The organism is Diaphorobacter sp. MNS-0 (assembly GCF_019602835.1).
Taxonomy (GTDB): domain Bacteria; phylum Pseudomonadota; class Gammaproteobacteria; order Burkholderiales; family Burkholderiaceae_C; genus Diaphorobacter; species Diaphorobacter nitroreducens.
The window spans coordinates 1,300,648-1,324,541 of the sequence record NZ_CP080761.1 but is presented as its reverse complement, the minus strand read 5'-3'; the positions used below and the strand labels follow the sequence as shown (position 1 = coordinate 1,324,541).

Genomic DNA, 23,894 nt, shown 5'->3' with positions numbered 1-23,894 from the left:
GACCAAGAATGTCCAAAGCACTCCCCACTCGCGCACTGGCCACGACGCTTCTGGCCCTGGTAAGCGTCGCCGCCCAGGCACAAGCACAGAACGACCATGCAGCGCACGGCCAGGCCGACGCTCAAACGGCCGCGCCATCCACTCAGACCGTGGCTCCTGCCGCCGACCCGCACGCGGGTCACGCGACGTCGGCGAGCGGCTCGACCGCGGCCCCGGCCATGGATCACGGCAACATGCAGATGCAGGGCGGGTCGGCGCCTCCTGACGCCCGCGATCCGCATGGCTACTCCAATGGCCTGACATTGGGATCGGGCGACTACGCCGTACCCGGTGTGCCGCGGCTGATGCTGGCCGACGAACACAGGTTCTTTTCGTTGCGCGGCGAAACTCTGGAACGCCGCTTCACGCGCAAAGGAGACGACTCCACGGCCTACGACCTCCAGGCGTGGTATGGGACGACCTACAACAAGGCCGTCGTGAAGGCCGAAGGCGATATCGCCAAAGGAAAGCTCGAAGAATCGCGTACCGAGCTTCTCTGGGGGCACGCCGTCGCACCGTACTGGGACACCCAGCTCGGCGTTCGGGTGGATAACGGGGAAGGCCCGAGCCGTCAATGGTTGGCTTTCGGCATCCAGGGCCTCGCCCCCTACTGGTTCGAGCTGGAGGCGACGGGCTACCTGGGAAGTGGTGGACGTACGGCGCTGCGTGTCGAAGGCAGCTACGAGCTGCTGCTGACCCAGCGACTGATTCTGGAGCCTCGCGCCGAGTTGCAGTTTTATGGCAAGGACGACCCGGAACGCGGTATCGGCAAGGGCCTGGCCGAAGCGTCTGCTGGCTTGCGCCTGCGCTATGAATTCAGTCGCCAGTTCGCCCCCTATATCGGCGTGGAACGGGCGGGCAGCTTCGGACGCACCGCGGACTATGTGCGTGCCGAAGGCGGCCGTGCGCAGCAGACGCGCTGGGTGGCTGGCGTGCGATTCTGGTTCTAGAACCTAGCGGGTTTGAGGCGGGTCAGTTTTGCGTGGAAATTAACAATCGAGGAGATGTCGCCCACCGAGCTGACGCTGGCGCACGAGGCCGTGCCGGCCCTCCAATGGCCGGCCATGACCATGGGCTTCAAGCTGAGCAGCCCGCAGCTCGCCGCGGGTCTTTCGGTTCGGCAGCAGGTGCGATTCACCTTCTCCAAGCAAGGTGAGGACTACGTGATCACGGCCATCGAAAAGGTGCAGCCATGATCGCCAAGCTGATTCGATGGTCGGTGGCCAATCGCTTCCTGGTGCTGCTGGCCACCGCCATGCTCACGGCATGGGGCGTGTGGGGCGTTCGCAGCACGCCCGTGGATGCGCTGCCGGACTTGTCAGACGTGCAGGTCATCATTCGCACCAACTACCCAGGACAGGCGCCGCAGATCGTCGAGAACCAGGTCACCTACCCGTTGGCCACCACCATGCTGTCGGTGCCAGGGGCCAAGACCGTGCGCGGCTTCTCGTTCTTTGGCGACTCGTTCGTCTATGTCTTGTTCGAGGACGGAACCGACCTGTACTGGGCCCGCTCACGGGTACTGGAATACCTGAACCAGGTCCAGGGCCGATTGCCCGCCACGGCGAAGCCGGCCCTGGGTCCGGACGCCACAGGCGTCGGCTGGATCTTCCAGTACGCGCTCGTGGATCGCACGGGCAAGAACGATCTGGCGCAACTGCGTGCGTTGCAGGACTGGTTCCTGAAGTTCGAACTCAAGAGCCTGCCCAACGTGGCCGAGGTGGCATCGGTGGGGGGCATGGTCAAGCAGTACCAGGTCGTGCTCGACCCGATCAAGTTGGCGTCCTATGGCCTCAGTCAGGCTCAAGTCCGCGATGCCCTGATGGCGGCCAACCAGGAGACCGGCGGCTCCGTCCTGGAATTGTCAGGCGCGGAGTACATGGTCCGCGCGAGCGGATACCTCAAGACCCTGGACGAGTTCCGGGAGATCCCCTTGACGGCACGCGGCGGTGTGCCGGTGCGGCTGGGGGATGTGGCGATGCTCCAGATAGGCCCGGAGATGCGGCGTGGCATTGCGGAACTCGACGGAGAAGGCGAGGTCGCCGGCGGCGTGGTGGTGCTGCGCTCCGGCAAGAATGCCCAGGAGACGATCGCTGCCGTCAAGGCCAAGCTGGCGGAGCTGCAGGGCAGCCTGCCGCCGGGCGTCGAGATCGTCACCACCTACGACCGCAGCGCGCTGATCGAGCGGGCCATTCGCAATCTCACGACCAAGCTGGGCGAAGAGTTTCTGGTGGTGGCGCTGGTCTGCGCACTGTTCCTTTGGCATCTTCGTTCTGCGCTGGTGGCCATCATCTCGCTACCTCTGGGCGTGATGACGGCGTTCCTGGTCATGCGCTACCAGGGCATCAACGCCAACATCATGTCGCTGGGGGGGATTGCCATCGCCGTGGGGGCGATGGTGGATGCAGCGGTGGTGATGATCGAGAACGCCCACAAGAAGCTGGAGGCTTGGCAGCACGCGCACCCGAATCAACGACTGCAGGGCAAGGAACGGTGGGACGTGATCACACAGGCCGCGGAGGAAGTCGGTCCTGCGCTCTTCTTCTCGCTGCTCATCATCACGCTCTCGTTCATCCCGGTCTTCACCCTAGAAGCGCAGGAAGGCCGGCTGTTCGGCCCGCTGGCATTCACCAAGACCTACGCGATGCCTGCGGCCGCAGGGCTGTCGGTGACGCTGATTCCCGTACTCATGGGCTACTGGATTCGCGGGCGTATCCCAGATGAGCAGAAGAACCCCATTACCCGCATCCTGATTGCAGCCTACCGGCCAGCACTGGAGTGGGTACTGCGCCGGCCCAAGGCGACGCTGCTGATCGCCGTGCTGGCCTTGGCGACCACGGCCTGGCCCTTGGCGCGGCTCGGCGGTGAGTTTCTGCCGAGGTTGGACGAAGGGGACCTGCTCTACATGCCCTCGGCCCTGCCGGGACTCTCGGCGCAGCGCGCCACGGAGTTGCTGCAGCTGAGCAACCGCATGATCAAGACCGTACCTGAAGTGGACAAGGTGTTCGGCAAGGCAGGACGGGCCGAAACTGCGACCGATCCGGCGCCCCTGGAGATGTTCGAGACCACGGTGAAGCTCAAGCCCAGGGAACAATGGCGTCCAGGCATGACGCCCGAGAAGCTCGTGGAAGAGCTGGATCGTGCCGTGAAGATCCCGGGCCTGTCCAATATATGGATTCCCCCTATCCGCAATCGCATCGATATGCTGGCTACCGGCATCAAGAGCCCGATCGGGGTGAAGGTGACTGGCAACGACCTGGGCGTGATCGATCGCATCGCTGCAGAGGTCGAGCAGGTCGCCAAGGGCATTCCCGGCGTGACGTCATCACTCGCGGAGCGCTTGACGGGCGGGCGCTACGTGGATGTTCAGATCGATCGCGTAGCCGCCGGTCGCTACGGCCTGAACATCGCCGATATCCAGGCGGTCATCGCCGGCGCGGTGGGTGGCGAAAACGTCTCGGAGACGGTCGAGGGGCTTGCCCGCTTTCCGATCAATCTGCGCTACGCGCGAGAATGGCGTGATTCACCACAACGGCTGGCAGAACTCCCCATCTTCACGCCGATGGGTCAGCAGATTACGTTGGGGACCGTGGCACGCATCGCGATCACCGATGGGCCGCCCATGCTCAAGAGCGAGAACGCACGGCCCTCCGGTTGGGTCTATGTCGATGTGCGCGGCCGTGATCTAGCCTCGGTGGCCAATGAACTGCGCGATGCCATCGGGCAGCAGGTCAAGCTGGAGCCGGGTGTGAGCATCACCTACTCCGGGCAGTTCGAATACATGGAGCGGGCCAATGCACGCCTGAAGGTTGTGGAGCCTGCCACCCTGTTGATCATCTTCGTTCTGTTGTACCTGACCTTCGCGCGTGTGGACGAAGCGGGCTTGATCATGGCGACTTTGCCCTTCGCGCTCACGGGGGGCATCTGGTTCCTGTACCTGCTGAATTACAACCTGTCCATCGCCACCGGCGTGGGATTCATCGCGCTGGCAGGTGTGGCGGCGGAGTTCGGCGTGGTGATGCTCATCTATCTGAAGCAGGCCTTGGCGGAACGTTGCCCCGATGGACGCGAACCGACGCGAGAAGAACTGCTCGATGCGATCCGGGAAGGGGCGGTGCTGCGCGTGCGCCCAAAAGCGATGACCGTTGCGGTCATCCTGGCGGGCCTGGTACCCATTGTTTGGAGCAGCGGCACGGGCTCTGAAGTCATGAGCCGCATAGCAGCCCCGATGCTCGGCGGGATGGTGACCGCACCGTTGCTGTCGCTGTTCGTGATTCCGGCTGCCTACCTGCTGATGCGTAAGCCACGCTAACGTTGCAACGCGGCAGGGCCTCACGACGAGGCCCTGCTGGACGCGAGGGATCAAGCCGCCCGCGCAGAAGCCGGGAGCATTTCTCTCTGGCAAGGACTTCCTATTGCATTGATCTTTACAAGAAAATAATCATCTGCTCATCACTCTGTCAGGGGTGACCTGAACAATGGTTAAGCAATTCATGCATTCAATCTTGGGGCACTGATCCATGGAATTGCGACACCTTCGTTGTTTTGTAGCCCTAGCAGAAGAGTTGCATTTCACCCGAGCGGCGGAGCGCCTGCATATCGAGCAACCCCCGCTGTCCCGAGCCATCAAGGAACTTGAGGATGAGTTAGCAGGCCGTTGAAAAATCCCCCGCCGACGCCCGCGTTGGCCGCTACGATCTGAAGCCATCGGTGAACGACCCAGACGAGGACGATGAGAGGCAGTCAAGATTTCCAGGGGGCGATGTTCAGCTACATCAGCCTTGAAGAGCGCGTGCCGCAGGCACACCCGCTGCGCAAGTTGCGCGCGGTGGTTGATGCGCTGCTGGCAACCATGAACCGCGAGTTCGAAGCGGTGTACGCCCGCCGTGGCCGCCCATCGGTGCCACCGGAGATGCTGCTCAAGGCCTTGCTGCTGCAGATCCTGTTCTCCATCCGCAGCGAGCGCCAGTTGGTCGAAGCGATCAACTACAACCTGCTGTACCGCTGGTTCGTGGGCCTGAACATCGAAGACAAGGTCTGGGACCACTCCACTTTCAGCGCCAACCGCGAACGTCTGTTCAACGAAGACCTCGCCCGCGCCTTCTTCGAGCGCGTCAAGCTCAGTGCCCAGTGGGGCAAGCTCGCCAGCGACGAGCACTTCAGCGTGGACGGCACGCTCATTGACGCCTGGGCCTCGCACAAGAGCTTCAAGCGCAAAGACGACGACAGCGGCACGCCGCCTGGGCGCAACCCCGAGGTGGACTTCAAGGGGCAGGAGCGCTGCAACGACACCCACGAGAGCACCACGGACGCCGATGCCCGGCTGTTCAAGAAGAGCCAGGGCGACAAATCCCGCCTGTGCCACATGGGGCACATCCTCATGGAGAACCGCAACGGGCTGATCGTGGATGTCGAGATCACCCACGCCAGCGGCACGGCCGAGCGCGAGGCGGCGCTGGCCATGTTGGAGCGTCGGGGCAACAGGAACAAACGGGCCACGGTCGGTGCCGACAAGGGCTACGACAGCAAGGCCTTCATCAAAGGCTGCAGAAAGCTCAAAGTCACGCCCCACGTGGCGGCCAAGGACAAACACTCGGCGGTGGATGCGCGAGTGACACGGCACGAGGGCTACAAGACCAGCCTGAAGGTGCGCAAGCGCATCGAAGAGGCCTTTGGCTGGATCAAGACCGTCGGTGGTCTGGCAAAGACCAAGCTGATCGGTCAGGCCAAGCTCACGGGCCAGGCGCTGCTGTGCTTTGCCACCTACAACCTTGTGCGAATGGGCAGCATCGGCGGCTGGTGGGACGCGCATCATGCGTGAGCCCAGGGATACGTGCGCCCGAAATGGGCGGGAGGGCCTGCAAACCGGCCAGATGGGCCGTTGCAATCGCTGCGCAGACGCGTCTGGGCAGCTCGTGTCTTCGCACTCAGCGTCCCTGATGCGTTCGAAAAGCACTTTTTCAACGGCCTGTTAGGAGTGGTGCTCTTCGATCGAAATCGACGTGGAACTCTGCTGACCTCCGCGGGCGTCGCCTTTCTGCAGGACGTTCGCAGATTGTTTACCGTATTGGAACAAGCACGGGAGAACGTCAAAGCGGTAGCAGCGGGCTCACAAGGGAGCCTGCGCATCGCCGTATCCGACGGCGCGATTGATCCTCGGCTGTCGGCGTTCCTGGCCCATTGTCGCGAGGAAGAGCCGGAGATCGAGATTCGCCTGTCCGAAGTGCCCTTGGCCGAGCAAGTGCGAGGACTCCGATCAGGCGACTTCACCATCGGATTTGCGCACGCTGCCGATGTGGGCGAAGGCATCGTGGCCGAAACAATCTGGCAGGATCCATTGGTGGTCGCGATGCCTCCTAGGCACCCGCTGTTGTCGCACAAGAAGATTCCCCTGCACGAACTCGCCTGCCATCCTCTGGTGCTGTGCAACCCACAGGTATGCGAAGGCTACTGCCGTGAACTGGCCCGGCTCTTGCGGCCGCTGGAACGTGAACCCAACGTCGCTGAGCAGGTGTCTTCGCTCGACATGATGCTCACCTTGGTTGGCGCAGGCTATGGTGTCGGCTTCACAACCGCGGCCAGGATCGCAGTCAGCCAGCGTCCTGATGTCGTAGTCCGTCCCCTGGCCGTTGATTCGGCGGTGATCACCACCTATCTGCTTCGGCCCGATAGCGACGACTTGCCGGAGGCGCTGGAGCGATTTATCGTGCGCCTGCGCGAACACTCGGGTGACTGAGGGAAGGTGCTGCCCTTCGGAACGCTCGATCTCAGGCCTCGGTTGGATTGCGAAGATTGCTTTCCGTTGCCGCGATCAATTCGGCCGCACTGATCTTGAGCGCCATGGAAATTTTAAGTATGAGGGGGAGCGTGGGTACATGCTCGCCACGCTCGATCTTGCCCATGTGCGAGCGCGAAATGCCTGCCAGGGGCGTGTCCGAATTTTTGTGTAAACGGTTCGGACTTCAGTTGACGGAGATGCGGTCTCCGAACTGAATGGTAAAGCGGGTCAGCGCAGCCTTCCAATCCCGGATGGGCATGGTCCACTTCTGGCTGATGTTGCGCAGGGCCAGGTAGAACAGCTTGCTCAGCGCCTCATCGCTGGGGAATGAGCCCCGGTTCTTGGTCAGCTTCCTCAGGCCCATGTTCACCGACTCGATGGCGTTGGTGGTGTAGATGACCTTGCGGATTTCCGGCGGGTAGTCAAAGAACGGGATGAGTCGGCTCCAGTTCCTGCGCCAGGACTGGCCAATGGGCAGGTACTCGGCATCCCAGCGCTCCTCGAATTCCCCGAGCATCAGCTCGGCCTCCTCGGCGGTGGCGGCCGTGTAGATGCGGCGCAGGTCGGCAGCCACCTCTTTGCGGCGCTTCCATGAGACGTAGTTCAGGCTGTGTGAGGTTGCCCCTGAAAAGTGGAGTTCTTAACCCTTGTTGAAGATACCGACAAGGAGTTCAGAGATGAGTGACAAGCAGGTGCGTGCGCAGTACACGCGAGAGTTCAAGCAGGAGGCTGTTCGGCAGGTCCGCTCGGGTCAGGCGATTGCGGTGGTGGCCAAGGTACTGGGCATCCCCAAAGCGAGCCTGGGCAACTGGGTGCGGCTGTCAGCCAAGGGAGAATTGGACGGTGCGGGCGGTGGTGACAAGGGCATCCAAGTCTCGCCCGAGCAGATGGAGATAGCCCGGTTGCGTGCAGAGAATGCTCGCCTTCGCATGGAGCGCGACATCGCAAAAAAAGCCGCGGCGTACTTCGCGCAGGACACGCTGCGAGGTACGCCTGGATTCACCAAATGAGAAAGCTGTACCCGGTGAGTGTGTCCTGCGGGGTGCTGGAGGTCAGCGCGAGCGGGTACTTCAACTGGCTGCGCCGGCGTGAGTCTGGCCACGGTGGACCTGCCCGGCGTCACAGCGACGAAGCCCTGCTGGCGTACATGCGCGCCATCCACGCCGAGGTGAAGGGGGAATACGGCTGGCCACGCATGCACAAGGAACTGCTGGCCCGGGGCATCCGAGTGGGCAAAGACCGGGTGCGCAAGCTCATGCAGCAGCACGGCATCAGGGCCAAGACCAAACGCAAGTTCGTGGTGACCACCGATAGCCGCCACAGCCTGCCGGTGGCGCCCGACTTGGTACAGCGGCGCTTCAACCCCGAGGCGCCCAACCAGCTCTGGAGTGGCGACATCACCTACATCCAAACCGACGAGGGCTGGCTGTACCTGGCTGCGGTCATCGACCTGTTCAACCGTCAGGTGGTGGGCTGGAGCCTGCAGCCGCACATGCAGGCCAGCCTGGTCAAGGACGCGCTGGCCATGGCGTGGTGGCGCCGCAGGCCGCCTCCTGGGCTGATATTCCACAGCGACCGGGGCAGCCAGTATTGCAGCCATGAGTTCCAGGATGCCTTGAAGGGCTGGGGCATGCGTTCATCGATGAGCAGAAAGGGTAACTGTTGGGACAACGCACCGACCGAGAGCTTCTGGGGCCGGCTGAAAACAGCCAGCGTACATGGGTGCAAATTTGCTACCCGTGAGCAGGCCAGGCAGGCGGTGATGGACTGGATGGCCTTCTACAATCACCGAAGGCTGCATTCGTCGCTGGGCTACCTCAGCCCGATGCAGTACGAGCAGCGCTGGTACGAGGCACAGCGTAAAAAGGCCGCGTGAACCGTGGGTTAAGAGCTACACGAAACAGGGGCAAGGTCAGTGGCGCACCATGTGAACGATGCATAGTTGCACCACCGCCTTGGGAAAGACGGCCTCAATGGCGTCAGGGAAGCCCTTGAGCCCATCGACGCAGGCGATGAAGATGTCCTGCACGCCCCGGTTGCGCAACTCGGTGACCACCTGCAGCCAGAACTTGGCGCCCTCGGTCTGGGCCAGCCACAGGCCCAGCACCTCCTTGTCGCCCGTCATGGTGATGCCGATGGCCAGGTACACCGCCTTGACCCGCACCGCGCCCTCGCGCACCTTCACATGGATGCAGTCCAGATAGACGATGGGATAAATCGGCTCCAGCGGTCGGGCCTGCCAGGCCTTGACCTCGTCGGCCACGGCATCTGTCACCGAGGAAATCAGGCTGGGTGAGACCTCGGTGCCGTACATCTCTTCGAGGTGGGCCTGTATCTCGCGCACCGTCATGCCACGGGCGTACAGCGAGATGATTTTGTCGTCGAAGCCGGCCCAGCGGGTCTGGTGCTTGGGGATGAGCTGAGGCTCGAAGCTGCCATGGCGGTCGCGTGGCACTTCGATGGGCAATTCGCCGAACTCGCCCTTGAGGGTCTTCTTGCTCTTGCCGTTGCGGGTGTTGCCAGCGGGGTTGGCCACCGCCTCGTTGCGTTCATGGCCCAGGTGCTCAGTCAGCTCAGCGTCCAGGGCTCGCTCGACCAGCAGCTTGGTAAGTTGCTTGAGCAGACCGTTCTCGCCGATGAGGTCTTCGGGCTTCTTGTAGTTGGCCAGCAGGCCAGACAGCAGTTCTTCGGGTACGTCGTGTTTCTTGGTGTTCATTGTGCTTACGGACAGGCCGGCTTACGCCGGCGGTGGATTGTCCGTTTACACAAAATTCTGCACACCCTCCCTGCCAGGGCTGCGAACTCGTCTTGAGCGATTGCTTGAGCGACACGCGCTGCGCGTACGGCCTGCCCAAACGCCATTGCTGGAGCGGACTCATACGTAGATGTGCCAGCGGGACGACCTGGCTGAATAGTGGGCTTCTGCATCAGCAGAAGCGTCGAATAATCCGCAAAAATTAACCACGTTAAAGTTATAGACGTTAAACTTCACTCTATTAATTCATGTTGGCTGAACCTGATCTGCTTTTTCGCTTTTATAGGCTCACATGCCCACCGTCATCAGCCAACCTCCCCATCTCAGGCTTGCGATAGCGCCAGGCGTAACGTCATCGAGGCTTTCGGACCTGCTTGCGCTCCAACGCGCCGAAGAGCCAGAGGTCACCATAGCGCTCCTTGAGGTCAGAGGTGACGAGATTCTTGCGGGACTGAAGGATGGCCATTACGACGCAGCGATGTCGCTTCAAGGAGCGACCGATTCGGCTCTCCATACACAACCCTTGTGGATCGAGCACATGGCAGTTGCTATGCCGTTGCGATCCTCTTTGATGGATCACGCCAAGCTCGCGATCGCCGATTTGCTGGATCACCCTGTCTTCCGCTGGCAGGCAGAGAGTTGCCCTTTGCTGGATCAGCGGTTGTCTTCACTTCCTGCGGTGAGGCAGCAGAGCACGCAGTACGTGGCTTCCTTCGAGATGCTGGCGCTCAAGGTCGCCGCAGGCTATGGCGTGGGAATCTCTACGCAATCGCGCATCGAGCGCGCTCACGGATGGGGACTCAGTATGCGATCGCTCGCCGACGGCCCCTACGAGGTCGTGACGTACCTCCAGCGGCCCTACGTACAAGCCACTCCGGCGACCGAGCGGTTCGAGCGCAGAGCGCTGCAGGTTGCAGTTACGATCTGATAGTGACAGGCGAGGCGGGCGCGATCAGCACACTGTCCTGAACCGGCTGCGGTACTCGGCCGGCGTGGTGCCCAGGGTCCTGCGGAATGCGCGGTTGAGCGCGTCAGTGGTATTGAAGCCGCAGGTTGTGGCAATCCGTTCAAGCGGTTCGTCGGTGGTTTCCAACCGATTGCGCGCCATCTCCACGCGCACCGATTCAATGTAAGCGGCCGGCGTCATGTTCAATTCCGTCTTGAAGATGCGGGTCAGTTGCCGATCGCTTACATGTGCCTGTTCGGCCAGTTCCGCGATGCTCATGGGCTTACCGATGCAGCGCATGATGTAGTGGCGCAGCGCATCCATGCGCCGGGTCTTGGACGCCGGTTCCAGCGAGGCACTGAATTGGCTTTGCCCACTCGGGCGCTTTAGGAACATCACCAGTTGGCGCGCCACGCGCAGCGCCAACCGCTCGCCGAAGTCATCGGCGACCAAAGCCAACGCCAGGTCCAGACAGGCGGTCAGGCCGGCGCCGGTCCAGACATCACGGTCGCGGATGAAGATCGGGTCGGCATCCACCTTGACCTCCGGGTGCTCGTCAGCGAGTTGTTGCGCGGTGGACCAATGTGTGGTGACACGACGGCCTTCGAGCAGGCCTGCCGCAGCCAGGACATGCGCGCCCACGCACACGGACGCGAGGCGTCGGGTATGGCCTGCAAGCGCCCTCACAGATACCACCACCGAAGGCGCTACGACGGCGCGCACGCGTCGCTGCGCATCGACCTCGACCGCGCCCGGCACCACGAGGGTGTCGATCCTACGGGGGGCGAGGTCGGCGAATGTCGTATCGGGCAGTACACGCACACCGGCCGAAGTCATGACGGGCGCAAGCGTCGCAGCCGCCAACACCACCTCGTAGCCCGTCGGCTCGTCCATCTCGCGCTGAAGAAGTGAGAACACCTCGGCCGGACCGGTCACGTCCAGCAGATAGACGTGCTCGAACAGCACCATGACGATGAGGCGCTTGATGTTTGCCATGCTGCAAGCTCCGTGGGTGCCCGCGCACCGCAATGTCTGAATCTACATGTTAGATGACATTGCCGACATTCCGCTGCGCTTCTAGCATGACGAGGCGGTCATTTCTGATGGCCGGATCCTCCATTTCCCATTCAAGGAAGTACAACCATGAACTCCTCGACCACGCTGCGCCAGCTCAACGGACTGGACCCCCGGCGGCCACCCAAACTCCCCCACTGATGGCCACCTCAAACTCCCCCACCTGAGTTGATCGGGGACAGGGGGTAAACGCCGGCGCCGCTGGCACCTGTTGGCAGGACAGTAGTTCTGGTCTTCCCCGAGGGGAGGCCAAGGAGTGAATGTCTTGAAACCCAACCAACGGGCCACCGTCTACACGCTGCTCGAGCGTGGCAGCACCCAGCGCGAGATCGCGCGCATCACCGGAATCGACCGCAAGACCGTCAGGAGTTACCAACGTCGCCGGCAGGCCGAGCAGTCAAATTCCCCCGGGGTGGCCACCGGCCCTGATGCCATGGCCGCTCACGTGGCCGCGCAAATTCCCCCACCCTGGCCACCGGCTCCCACGTCAGTGGCCGCCTCCCTATGCGAGCCGTACCGCGACTTCATCGAGGCCCAACTGCGTCTCAAGCGCAACGCCACGGCCATCTACCAGGACCTGGTCGATGTCCACGGCTTTGCCGGCCAGTACAACTCGGTCAAACGCTTCGTGGCCCGGCTGCGTCACAAGGAGCCCGAACAATTCGACCGCCTGTCCTTCCTGCCCGCAGAGGAGATGCAGGTGGACTACGGTGAGGGTGCACCCACCCGGGTGCCGGGCAGCAACCGGTACCGCAAACCGCGCCTGTTCGTGGCCACGCTGCGCTACTCGCGGGCCAGCTTTCGGCACGTGGTCTGGAAGTCCAGCCAGCAGGTCTGGGCCGAGCTGCACGAGCGCGCGTTTCGCCACTTCGGTGGCTGCCCGCAGTACGTGGTGCTGGACAACCTCAAAGAGGGCGTCATCAAACCCGACCTGTATGAGCCCGAACTCAACCCGGTCTATGCCGCCACCCTGGCGCACTACGGCGTGGTGGCCGACCCGGCCCGGGTGCGTGACCCCAACCGCAAGGGTACGGTAGAGCACGCCATCGGCCACACCCAGGCCACGGCCTTGAAGGGCCGGCGCTTTGAGTCCATCGAAGAGCAGAACACCTTCCTGGCGCAATGGGAGAAGAATTGGGCAGCCAAGCGCATCCACGGCACCGAGCGGCGCCAGGTGCAGGCCATGTTCGCGGAAGAACGCCCCCACCTCAAAGCTTTGCCACTGCTGGGCATGCAGTATTTCGAAGAGGTCCAGCGCACGGTGTGCGACGACAGCTGTGTGCGGGTGGAGCACAGCAGCTACGCCGCGCGCCCGGCGGTCATCGGATCGAAGGTGCGGGTGCGCATCTTCGCCCAGCGCATCCAGATCTTTGATCTGCAAACCGGCACCTTGCTGCGCAGTCACCCCAAGGCTGAACGCCCCGGCACCGTGGTGCTGCCCCAGGATGAGCGGGTGTTCAACCCCTCGCGTGAGACCCGCCTGATCCTGCGCCAGGCCGGCCAGATTGGCGAACACGCCGCCCGGCTGTGCCAGTTGCTCTTTGCCATCGAGGGCCGGGTGGGCCAGCGCAAGCTCTGGGGCATCGTCGGCCTGGTGCGCCGATATCCGGCGCATTGTGTCAACGCCGCTTGCGCCCAGGCTCTGGAGCAGGGCATCTACAGCTTCAAGCGCGTCCAGGCATTGACAGAGGCGCTCTTTGCCGATGCGCTTGAAGCCATCGAGACCCAGGCCGGTGGCGAGCATGTAACGCCCACCACGGCGACCCTGACCCAGCAGCACGAGCTGATCCGCGATGCCGATGAATACGGTGACCTGTTTGCCCACGCTGCGGCCACCGCCGCAGTTGGGAGCCAGCCATGAACATGGTCGAGATCGAGCGCGCGCTGCGCCAGCTGCGCCTGTCGGGTATTGCCGAGACCCTGTCGACCCGCGTGATGCAGGCCCAGGTCGCCCAGGAGCCATTTCTGCAGACCTTCGCCGCCATGCTTCAGGATGAGCTCGACCGGCGCCGATCGCGCCTGACAGAGCGCCGCTACAAGCGCTCGGGTCTGGACGAGAAGGTCAGCCTGGCCGACTTCGACTGGCGTTTCAACCCCAAGCTGCCCCGCGCGGCCTGCTTTGAGCTGCACACCCTGAAGTTCATCGCCGAGGGTTCCAACGCGCTCATCGTCGGTAAACCCGGCACCGGCAAGTCTCACATTGCCAAGGCCATCGCCTACCAGGCCACGCTGGGCGGCCACGATGTGCGTTACCTCGAGGCCGACGCCGAATTCGCCCGCTACGCGCTGGCAAGTGCCACCGAGCGCATCGGCCTGCTCAAGGAGTGGGTGGAGCCTGACCTGATCATCTTGGACGATCTGTTCCTGGCCAGGCGTATCAGCGAGCACGCCGCCGAGGTCCTGCAGGCCATCGTGCATCAGCGCTACAAGCTGCGCCGCGCCATCGTGGTGACCTCCAACCGCGTGGTGCAGGACTGGGGTCGCTATCTGGGCGACGCCACAATGGCGACCACCATCCTGGACCGCCTCATGCACCGCTGCACGATGCTGGAATTCGAGGGCAAGAGCTACCGGCTCAAAGAGGCCGCCGCACGCATCGCCATCGGCACTGAGTCGTCATAATCCAACCGGTCTTGCCTGGGGAATTTGGGGTGGCCACAGGTGGGGGAATTTGGACTGGCCATCGGGGGACTGGACCCCACACCGGCCACGTTAGACGGTGCCACCTTGATCCTCGTGGACTACCAGAACACCTACACGCGCGGCGTCATGGAACTGGCCGGCTGGCAGCCGGCGCTGGCTTCGGCATCTGAACTGTTGACCCGGGCGCGCGCCGCCGGCACCAACAGCATCCATGTCGTTCACGATGGTGGAGAGGGCTCGCCCTACGACCTCGCCGCCAAGATCGGCAGATTCATCCCGCCGTCGCGCCGCTGTCCAACGAGCCCGTGGTCGTCAAGACGGCGCCCAATGCATTCGTCGGCACCGATTTGGGCGAGCGCGTTGAGGCGGCCGGTAACAAACAGGTCATCGTCATGGGATTAATGACTCACATGTGCGTGACGTTCACCGCCGAGGGTGCGTTTCTACGCGGCAACCAGCCCACCATGGTGGCCGATGCATGCGCGACGCGGCCCATCCGAAGGGGCGTGGTGAATGTGTCGGCCGAGGTGCTGCATGAGGGCGCGTTGGCGACGATTGCCGATCTGTACGCCGTCGTGGTGCGCTCGGGCACATCGTTGCAATAAGGCGAAATGCAGTGGTCAGCGACAGGAATGGTGCCGCTGGCCACGGTACCGTCGAACCTCGGATTACGCCGTCTCAAGCATCGCAGCGCTGTCCACCAGCCGACGAACGCTCTGCTGGACGTCCTCGGGGATGAGCCTCGGCGGCAAGCCAGCCTCAGACGCACCTGTCTGCTGGTGGGTGGCCGCGATGACCCGGACGACCATGCCCAGATTGCTTGGCGTCACGATGTCGATGGCGGCACGATCACCCAGGTCCGGATGTGGCCGGGTGAGCATGCGATACAGATCCCACGAGTCCGCCCGCGGACATTGATTCATGAGCACCTGAGCCAGCTTGTGCTTGAGCGGCACCAGTTGCCAGTCGGGAACCCGCTGCCCCCGATTGCCCAGGCTGATGGACAGTAGCTTGCCGGCTTTCAGCCCCCGGTTGATCTGGTCCTTGGACTTTCCGGCCAGCTTGCCGAACAGCGGCACCGGCAGATTGTTCGGCGACTCGTACATGGCCAGCATTTCCTCGCGCTCCCGCTGGATTGCGGAGACTTCCGGCTCCGGAGCATGCGTCGGCGGTGGCGGCACCTGCGACAGCCGCTGGAACGTGATCTCGCCACTGTTCGGGGTCACGACGATGGGCGTGGCCACCATCGGCGGGACGCCAGGGGAAGCGGGCTCGGCCACCATGGGGACCGCGTCCACCACGTCCTCAGTTTCCGCCATCGCCGGCACCCCGTCGATACGCATCGTCAGATGCGCGCTGGCCGCTTCCACTTGGCCCTGTTCGAGCAGATCGAGACGATCCGCCCAGTCCTGCATCATCCGGCGGCGCGGCTCAACATACTTGGCGTGGTTGTAGGCCGAACTCACCTTGTTCGGGTCCGAGTGCGAAAGCTGCGCGTCCACCCAAATCTTGGGATAGCCGATCTCGTTGAGCGCCGTCGAGATGGTTCCGCGGATGCCGTGACCGGTCAGTTGATCCTTGTAGCCCATTCGTTTCAAGGCCGCGTTGAGGGTGTTCTCGCTGATGCGCTTCTTGAGTTCGCTGCGGTGCGTGAGCAGATGGACCTGAGCCGGCCTCATCACACCCAACAGGTAGCGCACGATCTCGATGGCCTGCACGGACAACGGCACGATGTAGGGCGGAACGTCCTGCGGGCGCTTGCCGGCCTTGCGCATCTCGTCCTGGAGTTGCTTGACGATCTGCGGCGGGATGATCCACAGGCCACGGTCGAGATCGAACTGGTCCGGGGTCGCCAGCCGCAGCTCGCCGGTACGCACGCCGGTCAGGAACAGCAGCCGGATGCCGAGTTGGGTCTGCCAACCACGAGGGTTGTAGAGCCTGAGCTTGTGCAGGAACTCGGGAAGCTCCGGAAGATGCAGGTAGTCGGCCCTGAAATATTCATTTCAAGCCTGGGAGAGCCTGCCAGCCCCCAAGGTCAGCCGGTTGGCCAGGGCTGTGCACAGGGTTGATCGGGCATCAGCAGCCCAAGAGCGCATGCCCATCACAGCGGCCAGCCAAGAACGCTCCTGTGTGCTGGCTTGCAGCAGGCACAAAAAAACCACCTGCAAGAAGGCCACCCCCTTCTTGACGATCATGCGCAGCAGCCACTTGATGTTGTAGCCGGCCGCGCACAGCACCGCGTGCAGGCGGTCGCCCTGTTCGCCCTTGAGGTGGCAGCGACCCATGCGGTGATCGGCCTTGAGGTGCCCGATGATGGGTTCAATAGCCTGGCGCCGCCTGAGCAGCTTTCTTTCCTGCTCACTGATCCGCTTGGCCTTGCCCCGGTGCACGATGTGCACATCCGGGTTGTCCGCATCCACCCCCCGGTAGCCCAGATCAACGAACGCTGTCGCTGGTTTTGCATCGCTGTCCTGCATCAGGATCGTGGCCTGCTCCAGTTGCTCTGTGAGGGTGTGACCATCGTACGGGTTGCCGTGGAAGGCCCGGGCGCCCACGATCAGGTTGCCTTTGAGCGTGCTGGCAATGCCCACCTTCACGCCGAACTCGTAGGGCTGCTTGGCCTTGCCTTTGCTGATGCAGTCCACCTCCGGGGCATGCCAGGCGTACAGCTTGGGCTGTCCATCCACCGCCTTGCGCTGGCCGCTCTGGGCCACGATGCGCGCGGCCTTGCTCAATGTCTGGGCGAGCGCTTGGCGCACGGCTTGCCCGATGGCGCTGGCCCCAGTGGCGATCTTCCTCTCGATCTCGCGCTGCAGCCGCCCGACGATGGTGCGCTGGCGCTTGATGGCGCGGCGCATGCGCTTGAACTGGCGCGCGTGGGCATAGCGCCCGGCCTTGCGGCCCAGCTCCTTGCCTTCCTTGGCAAAGGTCTGCTTCAAGTCGATGCCGGCACCCTTGGCTGCTTCGACCAGCTTGACCCTGGCTGTCTCCAGCAGGCGGCTGTCGGTGGGGTGCGCAATCGCCTTGTGCTGCACCGTGCTGTCCACGATCACGCGAGAGAGCTCCTGCGGCTTGATCAGCTTGAGTTCAACGGCCACGTTGATGGTCTGCGCCAGCAGCTCTTCCACGCCTTCTTCGCCCAGCAACTGACGGAACTTGACCAGGGTGGTGGCGTCGCAGGGCTGGCGGTCTTCGTAGTACGCGCAGCCCGAGAAGAACTGCCAGCGCGGGGTGTCGGCCCAGCGGGCCACCACGCCCTCATCGGATTCGTTGAACGCGTGCTTGAGGTACAGCAGCGAGACCATGATGCGCAGCGCCACGCGCGGGCGCCCGGCCTTGCTGGCCGCAGCCTGGCGCTGGGGCTTCTCGCCGAACAAATCCAGATCGGGCATGGCCTGCCCGGCGTGGGCCTTGCGCACCAGCAGGTGGGCCACCCGCGCCTCGATCTCCTGCCAGGGCATGCGCGAAGACAGCACCGCCAGCGGATGGCGCAGATCGATCATCTGGTCGATGCGCGAGCGGAAGAAATCGTCGGTGGCGGGGCAGGTGAACATCACGGCACGAAACTCCCAGAAATCAAGGCGGATGCGCTATCAGAACGGGAGAAATTATACGCCGGAATGAAGAAAATATCCAGCAAAATCAATGGCTTACGAATAAATCAGGGGCGACCAGGTAGGGGTTGTGGTTCACCGGGGGCTTGGGCTCGGCCACCACGTCCAGGTCGGAGGCCGGATTGGCTTCCAGCCCCTCCACGATGACGAGGGCATAGCGGAACAACTGCCCCAGCCAGGTGCGGACCTTCTCGGCAGTGGTGAACGCCTTGCGCTCCTCGATCCTCGCCAGGACGCCCAGGAGTTGGGGCCGGCGAATGTCGTAGATCGACATCTGCTTGAGGCTAGGCAGCACGTCCTTGTTGAAGATCCGCAGGATCTGCGTAAGCGTCCGGCAAACCCAGGCCTACCGAGGCCGGTGATCAGGCGTCGGCGGGTTTCCAGCGGTGTGGCAGGAGCTCGACGATGCGGCTGGCCTTGTGCGTGGGCAGTCGCGTGAGCACGTCCTTGAGGTAGGCATACGGGTCGTGCCCGTTCATACGGGCCGACTGGATCAGGCTCATGACGGCGGCCGCTCGCTGGCCCGCACGCAGGCTGCCGGCAAACAGCCAGTTGTTACGACCGATGGCAATGGGCCGGATCTGGTTCTCGATCCAGTTGTTGTCGACCGGCAGTTGTCCGTCATCCACGAATCGGGTCAGCGCATCCCAGCGCCGCAGGCTGTAGTCCAGCGCCTTGGCGGTTGCTGATCCGTCGGGCACCTGGCGCCGTTGCAGCGTCATCCACTCGTTAAGAGCGTCCAGGATCGGCCGGGTCTGCTGCTGCCGAACGGCTTGCCGTTGCTCGGTGTCCAGCTCTTTGACGTCCCGCTCGATCTCATAGACCCGGGCGAACTGCTGCAGGGCGAACTCGGCGATCTGGCTCTGGTTGGCCGCGTGCAGGTCGAAGAACTTGCGCCGGGCATGGGCCAGACAGCCCACCTCGGTCACGCCGCTGGCGATCAAGGCCTTGTAGCCGCTGAAGTCGTCGCAGGTCAGGCAGCCCTTCCAGGCCTTGTCGGTGCCGTGGCCCAGGAAGCGCCGGGCGTGTTCGCCCGAGCGGGATTCGCAGAAGTCGTAGACCACAGCCTTGATGCTCTCGAAGGCCCCCGGCGCATAGGCCCAGAGGTAGGCGCGGTGCGTCTTGCCATCGCCGGGCTTGAGCATGGCCACCGGCGTCTCATCGGCGTGTAGCACCCGGTGGCTGAGGATCTCGGTCTTCAGGGCATCGACCAGCGGCTGCAGCCGCACCCCGCAGGTGCCCACCCACTGCGCCAGGGTCGAGCGAGGGATGGCCAGGCCAGCGCGGCCGAAGATCGCCTCCTGCCGGTACAGCGGCAGGTGATCGGCGTACTTGCCCACCAGCACCTGGGCCAGCAGGCCGGTGGTGGGGATACCTTTGTCGATGACGTGCGCCTCGACCGGCGCTTGTTGAATGGTCTCGCACCGGGCGCAGGCCCACTTGCCGCGGATGTGGCGCTCGACACTGAAGACGCCGGGCACATAGTCCAGCTTCTCGGCCACGTCCTCGCCCACGCGTTTCATCTGGCAGCCACACGCGCACGTGGTGGACGTGGGTTCGTGGCGGATCTCGCGGCGTGGCAGGTGCGCCGGCAAGGGCATCCGCTTGGCCTGTCTCTTCTCGGGGGTGGCCGGTGCTTGCGTCTGCGCCAGCGCGTCGATCTCGCTGGCCACGGCCGCCAGGTCCGCTTCGATCTCGTCGTCGAGCAGGCTCTTCTGCTCAGGGCTGAAGCGCTCTGATTGGGCGGCGAACTTCATGCGCTTCAAGAGCGCGTTCTCGTGCGTGAGCTTGTCGATGAGGGTCTGCTTGAAGGCAAGCTCCTGGTCCTTGGCAGCAGCGGCTTGCAGCATGGACAGCAGCGCCGAGCGCAATTGCTCGGGACTCAGACTATCCAGGGATTGCGGCTCTACGACCATGGGCATGACTGTGCCAGCGCCGGTAACGCCACGCCATTGGCACATGCACCGATTGGCAGGCCGCATGTCAGCGATCAGATTCAGAGCACGGTGATGAGGCCACCATCGCCCAGGCGCTGCCAAGGCAACCCGAGCACCAGAGCGTCGAACTGCGAGCGGCTGAGCGTGGTGGTCAACGCACCGTCACGCGGCCAGACGAACTTGCCGCTGTTCAGGCGCCGCGCCGCCAGCCACACCCCAATGCCGTCGTGCACCAACACCTTCATGCGGCTGGCTCTCCGGTTGGCAAACAGGTAGGCGTGATGCGGACGCGCAGCACCGAAGACGGCCACCACACGGGCCAGCGCGGTGTCTGTGCCGGCACGCATGTCCAGCGGCTCGGTAGCCAGCCACAGGGCGTCGATGCGGATCACTTGAGCAGGTCCCGCATCCAGGCCGCGCAGTGCTCGGCCGCGCAGACCGGCCAGGTCAGCGAGATGCTGGTAGCGCCACGGCGCAACTCGATGCGGATGTCTGGGGCCGGCGCACAGCTGGGCGCAGGCAGCGTCACCGGCACGAAGGTGGGAACTTGCATATCTGTGCTGGGGGCATGGGCCAGTCGGCGCCATTTGTGCACGACGTTGGCGTTGATGCCGTGCGAGAGCGCCACGCTGGCCACCGATGCACCGGGCTGGGCGCACTCGGCCAGGATCTGCTGCTTGAGCTCGGCGCTGTGGCGCCGACGGGTCTTGTTCTGGGCTTCGGTCATGGTGTCCACCTATCTGGTTTGGTGGACACCATCGTTGCCGCTTACGCCGCCGCCCTCAAGGGTGGGATGACCGTGCGCTTACGGATCTGCGACAGCGTGCTGTTCCTGCCCTCCTTGATTTCCTTGCGGCGATGCTCGACCCACGCATCGAAGACGGCCTTGAAGGTGTAGTCGGCCGCAAGCTTGACCGCGTGTCGCTTCTGTTTCCGATCGGTATGGGGGTTGACGCCCTTTGCCAGAAGCGCCCGGGCTTCGTCGCGCAAGGTGCGCGCTTCGCGCAAACCGATCTCGGGGTAGTTCCCCAGGGAGATGCGCTTTTGCTTGCCGAGCCAGTAATAGCGCAAATGCCACGACTTGCCGCCGGTGCGGGCGACCACCAGGCCGAGGCCATCGGTGTCGGGGATGCTGTAGGTTTTCTCGGCGGCCTTGGCTTGCCGCACGGTCAGATCAGAGAGTGTCATCATCAAGCTCCTAAGTCTTGGACTTAGGCCCGATGCTGCTTGTCATCCCGATCCAACCCCAGCAACAACCCGGAACCGGCACGACCCGCATTCTTTGGCCTTGTTTTTGGCCTCAAAAATGGTGGCTGTCAGTGGACTTCCGTGGCTTTCGCTGGAATGAAAAAAGGAGCCGAAGCTCCTCTTTTCAATGACTTACAGACGTCAGTGGAAGTCTGTAGATCATAAATTGGAGCGGGAAATCGGTCTCGAACCGACGACCTCAACCTTGGCAAGGTTGCGCTCTACCAACTGAGCTATTCCCGCATTTATCTAAGCCTCACACTGTAGCATGTTTAGCGTCGACAAGTGAAATTATAGAGTACTTTTCGCGGGCTCCAAGAATAGTGCAAAGTTTTTTCCATCAATGTTTCACGGAGCCCCGTGACACATCGGCGGAGGCAGGCACCGCCACGGTTTGGGCACTGTCGTCCTCTGCCAATGCAACAGGCTTGCGCTCGAGTGCTATCTCCAGAACCTTGTCGATCCACTTCACAGCAATGATCTCCAGCCCCATCTTGACGTTGTCTGGAATTTCCTGGAGGTCTTTTACGTTTTCTTCAGGAATCAACACCGTCTTGATCCCTCCACGCAATGCCGCCAAAAGTTTCTCCTTGAGCCCACCAATTGCTGTGACCTCTCCGCGCAATGTGATCTCCCCCGTCATCGCAACATCTGCGCGGACCGGTATTCCGGTCAGCGCAGAAACGATCGCCGTCGTCATCGCAATGCCGGCGCTAGGACCATCTTTAGGGGTCGCACCATCGGGCACGTGGATATGAAGATCTCGCTTCTCGAACGCCTCATCGCGAATACCAAGTAAGCGCGCACGGCTACGCACTACCGTGCGGGCCGCTTCGACCGACTCCTTCATGACATCGCCCAGCGATCCTGTGCGAAGGATGTTGCCTTTGCCGGGCATGGTCGCGACCTCGATCGTGAGCAGATCCCCGCCGACTTCGGTCCATGCCAGGCCAACCACTTGTCCCACTTGGTTCTGCTGTTCCGCGCGACCATAGGTGTACTTGCGCACTCCCAAGTATTCAGGCAAGTTGTCCGCCGACACCTCCACGGGAGCCGTCAGCTTCTTGAGCTGGATTGCCTTGACCACTTTTCGGCAGATTTTGGAGAGTTCGCGCTCTAGGGAGCGGACGCCCGCTTCACGCGTGTAGTAGCGCACGATGTCTCGTACGGCGGATTCCGTGACCTGCAACTCGGCATCTTTCACACCGTTGTTTTGCATCTGCTTGGGGAGCAAATACTTGATGGCAATGTTGGTTTTTTCGTCCTCGGTATATCCGGAAAGACGTATCACCTCCATGCGATCAAGTAGCGCCGGCGGGATGTTCATCGAGTTCGAAGTCGCGACAAACATGACATCGGAAAGGTCGAAGTCGACCTCCACATAGTGGTCGCCGAACTTGTGGTTCTGCTCAGGATCGAGGACTTCCAATAACGCGCTCGAGGGGTCACCTCGAAAGTCCATGCCTAGTTTGTCAATTTCATCGAGCAGGAACAACGGATTGCGCGCCCCCACCTTGCTCAGGCTCTGCAATACCTTGCCTGGCATCGCCCCAATGTAGGTACGACGGTGACCCCGGATCTCTGCTTCGTCACGCATCCCCCCCAGCGCCATACGCACGTACTTGCGCCCCGTTGCCTTTGCAATGGACTGCCCGAGCGAAGTCTTGCCCACACCCGGTGGGCCGACCAAGCACAGGATGGGCGCCTTCACCTTGTCCACCCGCTGCTGCACGGCGAGATATTCCAGGATCCGGTCTTTCACCTTTTCCAGGCCATAGTGGTCCTCGTTTAACACAGCCTCTGCATGGGCAAGATCGTGCTTGACCTTGGACTTCTTGCTCCAGGGCAGTCCCGTGAGCACATCAATGTAGTTGCGAACCACAGTGGCTTCGGCAGACATAGGAGACATGAGCTTGAGCTTTTTCAGCTCGCCTTCCGCCTTCTTGCGCGCTTCGACCGGCATGCGCGCGGCCTTGATCTTTTTCTCGATCTCCTCAAGATCCGCGCCTTCTTCGCCTTCGCCCAGTTCCTTCTGGATCGCCTTGACCTGTTCGTTGAGATAGAAGTCCCGCTGGTTTTTCTCCATCTGGCGCTTCACGCGACCGCGAATGCGCTTATCCACATTGAGGATATCCACTTCGCGGTCCAACTGCTCGAACAGATTCTCCAGACGCTGCTTGACGCCTGCCAAGTCGAGAACAACCTGCTTGTTCTCCAGCTTGAGCGGCAAGTGCGCGGCAATGGTGTCAGCCAGCCGCCCCGGATCGTCGATGGCCGAAATGGAAGTCAGAATCTCAGGGGGAATCTTCTTGTTCAGTTTGACGTACTGATCAAACTGCTGCATTACCGCCCGGCGTAGCGCTTCAATTTCACTCGAAGCGGCGTCCTCAGCGGATGCCTGCATGGGCTCAACCGTCGCCGTGAAGTGAACGTCCGATTCATGCACCATGCGAACGTGGGCGCGCTGCTGCCCCTCCACCAGCACCTTCACCGTGCCATCGGGAAGCTTCAGCATCTGCAGGATGGTGGATATGCAACCGACTTCGAACATATCCGAAACCTGCGGTTCATCCTTGGCGGCTGCTTTTTGCGCAACCAGCATGATTCGTCGATCGGCATCCATGGCGGCTTCCAGCGCCTTGATGCTCTTGGGACGCCCCACAAACAGGGGAATCACCATGTGAGGAAAGACCACCACATCGCGCAAAGGCAACAGTGGTAGATCCAGGGGCGTATCGGGCAGGGGTGTGTGTCCGGACATGGGGCAATCCTCTAGTAGTTCCATGGAATATGGTCCATGGACCACATTTTTCAACCCGGCAGCATCTGCACCCAGGTGTTAGCAACATGGCTCGCCGGG

Annotated in this window: 14 protein-coding genes, 1 tRNA gene and 10 pseudogenes; 11 read left to right on the top strand and 14 right to left on the bottom strand. The window is 62.6% G+C overall.

Features of this window, described 5'->3' with window-relative positions:
• Positions 1 to 8: 8 nt before the first annotated feature.
• The 6 genes and pseudogenes from K2L43_RS06330 to K2L43_RS06305 all read left to right on the top strand — a co-directional run bounded on the left by K2L43_RS06330 (position 9) and on the right by K2L43_RS06305 (position 6,775).
• Positions 9 to 989 carry a copper resistance protein B gene (locus K2L43_RS06330; RefSeq protein ID WP_011804654.1) on the top strand — a complete coding sequence of 327 codons (981 nt, stop codon included), beginning with the start codon at positions 9 to 11 and terminating at the stop codon, positions 987 to 989.
• A gap of 42 nt (positions 990 to 1,031) precedes the next feature.
• Positions 1,032 to 1,235: pseudogene (locus tag K2L43_RS06325) on the top strand (copper-binding protein); the annotation flags it as partial.
• Complete coding sequence (locus tag K2L43_RS06320) at positions 1,232 to 4,351, top strand: efflux RND transporter permease subunit (RefSeq protein ID WP_011804653.1); 3,120 nt, start codon at positions 1,232 to 1,234, stop codon at positions 4,349 to 4,351. The pseudogene K2L43_RS06325 and the gene K2L43_RS06320, both read left to right, overlap by 4 nt.
• A gap of 208 nt (positions 4,352 to 4,559) precedes the next feature.
• A pseudogene (locus K2L43_RS06315) lies at positions 4,560 to 4,688 on the top strand (LysR family transcriptional regulator); the annotation flags it as partial.
• Between the two features lie 83 nt (positions 4,689 to 4,771).
• Entirely contained in the window at positions 4,772 to 5,860 is a 1,089-nt protein-coding gene (locus K2L43_RS06310; RefSeq protein WP_011803559.1) for an IS5-like element ISDisp1 family transposase, read from the top strand.
• 147 nt (positions 5,861 to 6,007) lie between these two features.
• On the top strand, positions 6,008 to 6,775 hold the full coding sequence (locus K2L43_RS06305; RefSeq protein WP_041836219.1) for a LysR family substrate-binding domain-containing protein: 768 nt from the start codon (positions 6,008 to 6,010) through the stop codon (positions 6,773 to 6,775).
• Positions 6,776 to 6,806: 31 nt separating this feature from the next.
• On the opposite strand, the pseudogene K2L43_RS06300 reads toward K2L43_RS06305, so the two are convergent.
• Positions 6,807 to 6,962, bottom strand: a pseudogene (locus K2L43_RS06300) (helix-turn-helix domain-containing protein); the annotation flags it as partial.
• A gap of 39 nt (positions 6,963 to 7,001) precedes the next feature.
• Positions 7,002 to 7,430 (bottom strand): annotated as a pseudogene (locus K2L43_RS06295) (transposase); the annotation flags it as partial.
• A gap of 64 nt (positions 7,431 to 7,494) precedes the next feature.
• On the opposite strand from K2L43_RS06295, the gene K2L43_RS06290 reads away from it, so the two are divergent.
• A protein-coding gene (locus tag K2L43_RS06290; RefSeq protein WP_103738857.1) for an IS3 family transposase occupies positions 7,495 to 8,693 on the top strand; the annotation gives its coding sequence in 2 pieces (ribosomal slippage) (positions 7,495 to 7,762 and positions 7,762 to 8,693; 1,200 coding nt in all).
• A 39-nt stretch (positions 8,694 to 8,732) separates the two neighbouring features.
• On the opposite strand, the pseudogene K2L43_RS06285 reads toward K2L43_RS06290, so the two are convergent.
• Positions 8,733 to 9,533, bottom strand: a pseudogene (locus K2L43_RS06285) (IS256 family transposase); the annotation flags it as partial.
• A gap of 68 nt (positions 9,534 to 9,601) precedes the next feature.
• A pseudogene (locus K2L43_RS19015) lies at positions 9,602 to 9,745 on the bottom strand (transcriptional regulator); the annotation flags it as partial.
• 119 nt (positions 9,746 to 9,864) lie between these two features.
• On the opposite strand from K2L43_RS19015, the gene K2L43_RS06280 reads away from it, so the two are divergent.
• Complete coding sequence (locus tag K2L43_RS06280; RefSeq protein WP_035624309.1) at positions 9,865 to 10,500, top strand: LysR substrate-binding domain-containing protein; 636 nt, start codon at positions 9,865 to 9,867, stop codon at positions 10,498 to 10,500.
• Positions 10,501 to 10,524: 24 nt separating this feature from the next.
• Here K2L43_RS06280 and K2L43_RS06275 read toward each other — a convergent pair whose 3' ends face one another.
• The gene (locus K2L43_RS06275; protein ID WP_009516242.1) at positions 10,525 to 11,514 is read right to left on the bottom strand and encodes a GlxA family transcriptional regulator; all 990 of its coding nucleotides are present in this window, start codon (positions 11,512 to 11,514) and stop codon (positions 10,525 to 10,527) included.
• A gap of 334 nt (positions 11,515 to 11,848) precedes the next feature.
• Here K2L43_RS06275 and istA point away from each other — a divergent pair, with 334 nt between their 5' ends.
• From istA to K2L43_RS19005, 3 genes are all read left to right on the top strand, one after another.
• Positions 11,849 to 13,453 (top strand): IS21 family transposase, encoded by a 1,605-nt coding sequence (gene istA, locus K2L43_RS06270; RefSeq protein ID WP_034303860.1) that lies wholly within the window; start codon positions 11,849 to 11,851, stop codon positions 13,451 to 13,453.
• Positions 13,450 to 14,214, top strand: a complete 765-nt coding sequence (istB, locus tag K2L43_RS06265) for an IS21-like element helper ATPase IstB (RefSeq protein ID WP_011804279.1) — start codon at positions 13,450 to 13,452, stop codon at positions 14,212 to 14,214. The genes istA and istB overlap by 4 nt, the downstream gene beginning before the upstream one ends.
• Positions 14,215 to 14,504: 290 nt before the next feature.
• Entirely contained in the window at positions 14,505 to 14,840 is a 336-nt protein-coding gene (locus tag K2L43_RS19005; protein WP_231403488.1) for an isochorismatase family protein, read from the top strand.
• A 63-nt stretch (positions 14,841 to 14,903) separates the two neighbouring features.
• Here the strand turns inward: K2L43_RS19005 and K2L43_RS06255 are convergent.
• The 9 genes and pseudogenes from K2L43_RS06255 to lon all read right to left on the bottom strand — a co-directional run.
• Positions 14,904 to 16,217, bottom strand: a pseudogene (locus K2L43_RS06255) (tyrosine-type recombinase/integrase); the annotation flags it as partial.
• A gap of 119 nt (positions 16,218 to 16,336) precedes the next feature.
• Positions 16,337 to 17,789: pseudogene (locus K2L43_RS06250) on the bottom strand (IS5 family transposase).
• A 103-nt stretch (positions 17,790 to 17,892) separates the two neighbouring features.
• Positions 17,893 to 18,180, bottom strand: a pseudogene (locus tag K2L43_RS06245) (integrase); the annotation flags it as partial.
• 31 nt (positions 18,181 to 18,211) lie between these two features.
• Positions 18,212 to 19,765: an IS66 family transposase gene (locus K2L43_RS06240; RefSeq protein WP_015913892.1), complete on the bottom strand. Its 1,554-nt coding sequence runs from the start codon at positions 19,763 to 19,765 to the stop codon at positions 18,212 to 18,214.
• A gap of 80 nt (positions 19,766 to 19,845) precedes the next feature.
• Positions 19,846 to 20,178: an IS66 family insertion sequence element accessory protein TnpB gene (gene tnpB, locus K2L43_RS06235; protein ID WP_015912732.1), complete on the bottom strand. Its 333-nt coding sequence runs from the start codon at positions 20,176 to 20,178 to the stop codon at positions 19,846 to 19,848.
• Positions 20,175 to 20,513 (bottom strand): transposase, encoded by a 339-nt coding sequence (locus tag K2L43_RS06230; RefSeq protein WP_015912731.1) that lies wholly within the window; start codon positions 20,511 to 20,513, stop codon positions 20,175 to 20,177. The genes tnpB and K2L43_RS06230 overlap by 4 nt, the downstream gene beginning before the upstream one ends.
• A gap of 53 nt (positions 20,514 to 20,566) precedes the next feature.
• Positions 20,567 to 20,974 (bottom strand): annotated as a pseudogene (locus tag K2L43_RS06225) (Arm DNA-binding domain-containing protein); the annotation flags it as partial.
• 227 nt (positions 20,975 to 21,201) lie between these two features.
• Positions 21,202 to 21,277, bottom strand: a tRNA-Gly gene (locus K2L43_RS06220).
• A 97-nt stretch (positions 21,278 to 21,374) separates the two neighbouring features.
• The gene (gene lon / locus K2L43_RS06215; RefSeq protein ID WP_220638718.1) at positions 21,375 to 23,795 is read right to left on the bottom strand and encodes an endopeptidase La; all 2,421 of its coding nucleotides are present in this window, start codon (positions 23,793 to 23,795) and stop codon (positions 21,375 to 21,377) included.
• Positions 23,796 to 23,894 lie beyond the last annotated feature (99 nt).

Bases quoted from the DNA above. Each gene is read 5' to 3' on its own strand.
- K2L43_RS06330 (WP_011804654.1), top strand. From the start codon at position 9: ATGTCCAAAGCACTCCCCACTCGCGCACTGGCCACGACGCTTCTGGCC.
- K2L43_RS06320 (WP_011804653.1), top strand. From the start codon at position 1,232: ATGATCGCCAAGCTGATTCGATGGTCGGTGGCCAATCGCTTCCTGGTG.
- K2L43_RS06310 (WP_011803559.1), top strand. From the start codon at position 4,772: ATGAGAGGCAGTCAAGATTTCCAGGGGGCGATGTTCAGCTACATCAGC.
- K2L43_RS06280 (WP_035624309.1), top strand. From the start codon at position 9,865: ATGCCCACCGTCATCAGCCAACCTCCCCATCTCAGGCTTGCGATAGCG.
- K2L43_RS06275 (WP_009516242.1), bottom strand. From the start codon at position 11,514: ATGGCAAACATCAAGCGCCTCATCGTCATGGTGCTGTTCGAGCACGTC.
- istB (WP_011804279.1), top strand. From the start codon at position 13,450: ATGAACATGGTCGAGATCGAGCGCGCGCTGCGCCAGCTGCGCCTGTCG.
- K2L43_RS06240 (WP_015913892.1), bottom strand. From the start codon at position 19,765: ATGGTCGTAGAGCCGCAATCCCTGGATAGTCTGAGTCCCGAGCAATTG.
- K2L43_RS06230 (WP_015912731.1), bottom strand. From the start codon at position 20,513: ATGACCGAAGCCCAGAACAAGACCCGTCGGCGCCACAGCGCCGAGCTC.
- lon (WP_220638718.1), bottom strand. From the start codon at position 23,795: ATGTCCGGACACACACCCCTGCCCGATACGCCCCTGGATCTACCACTG.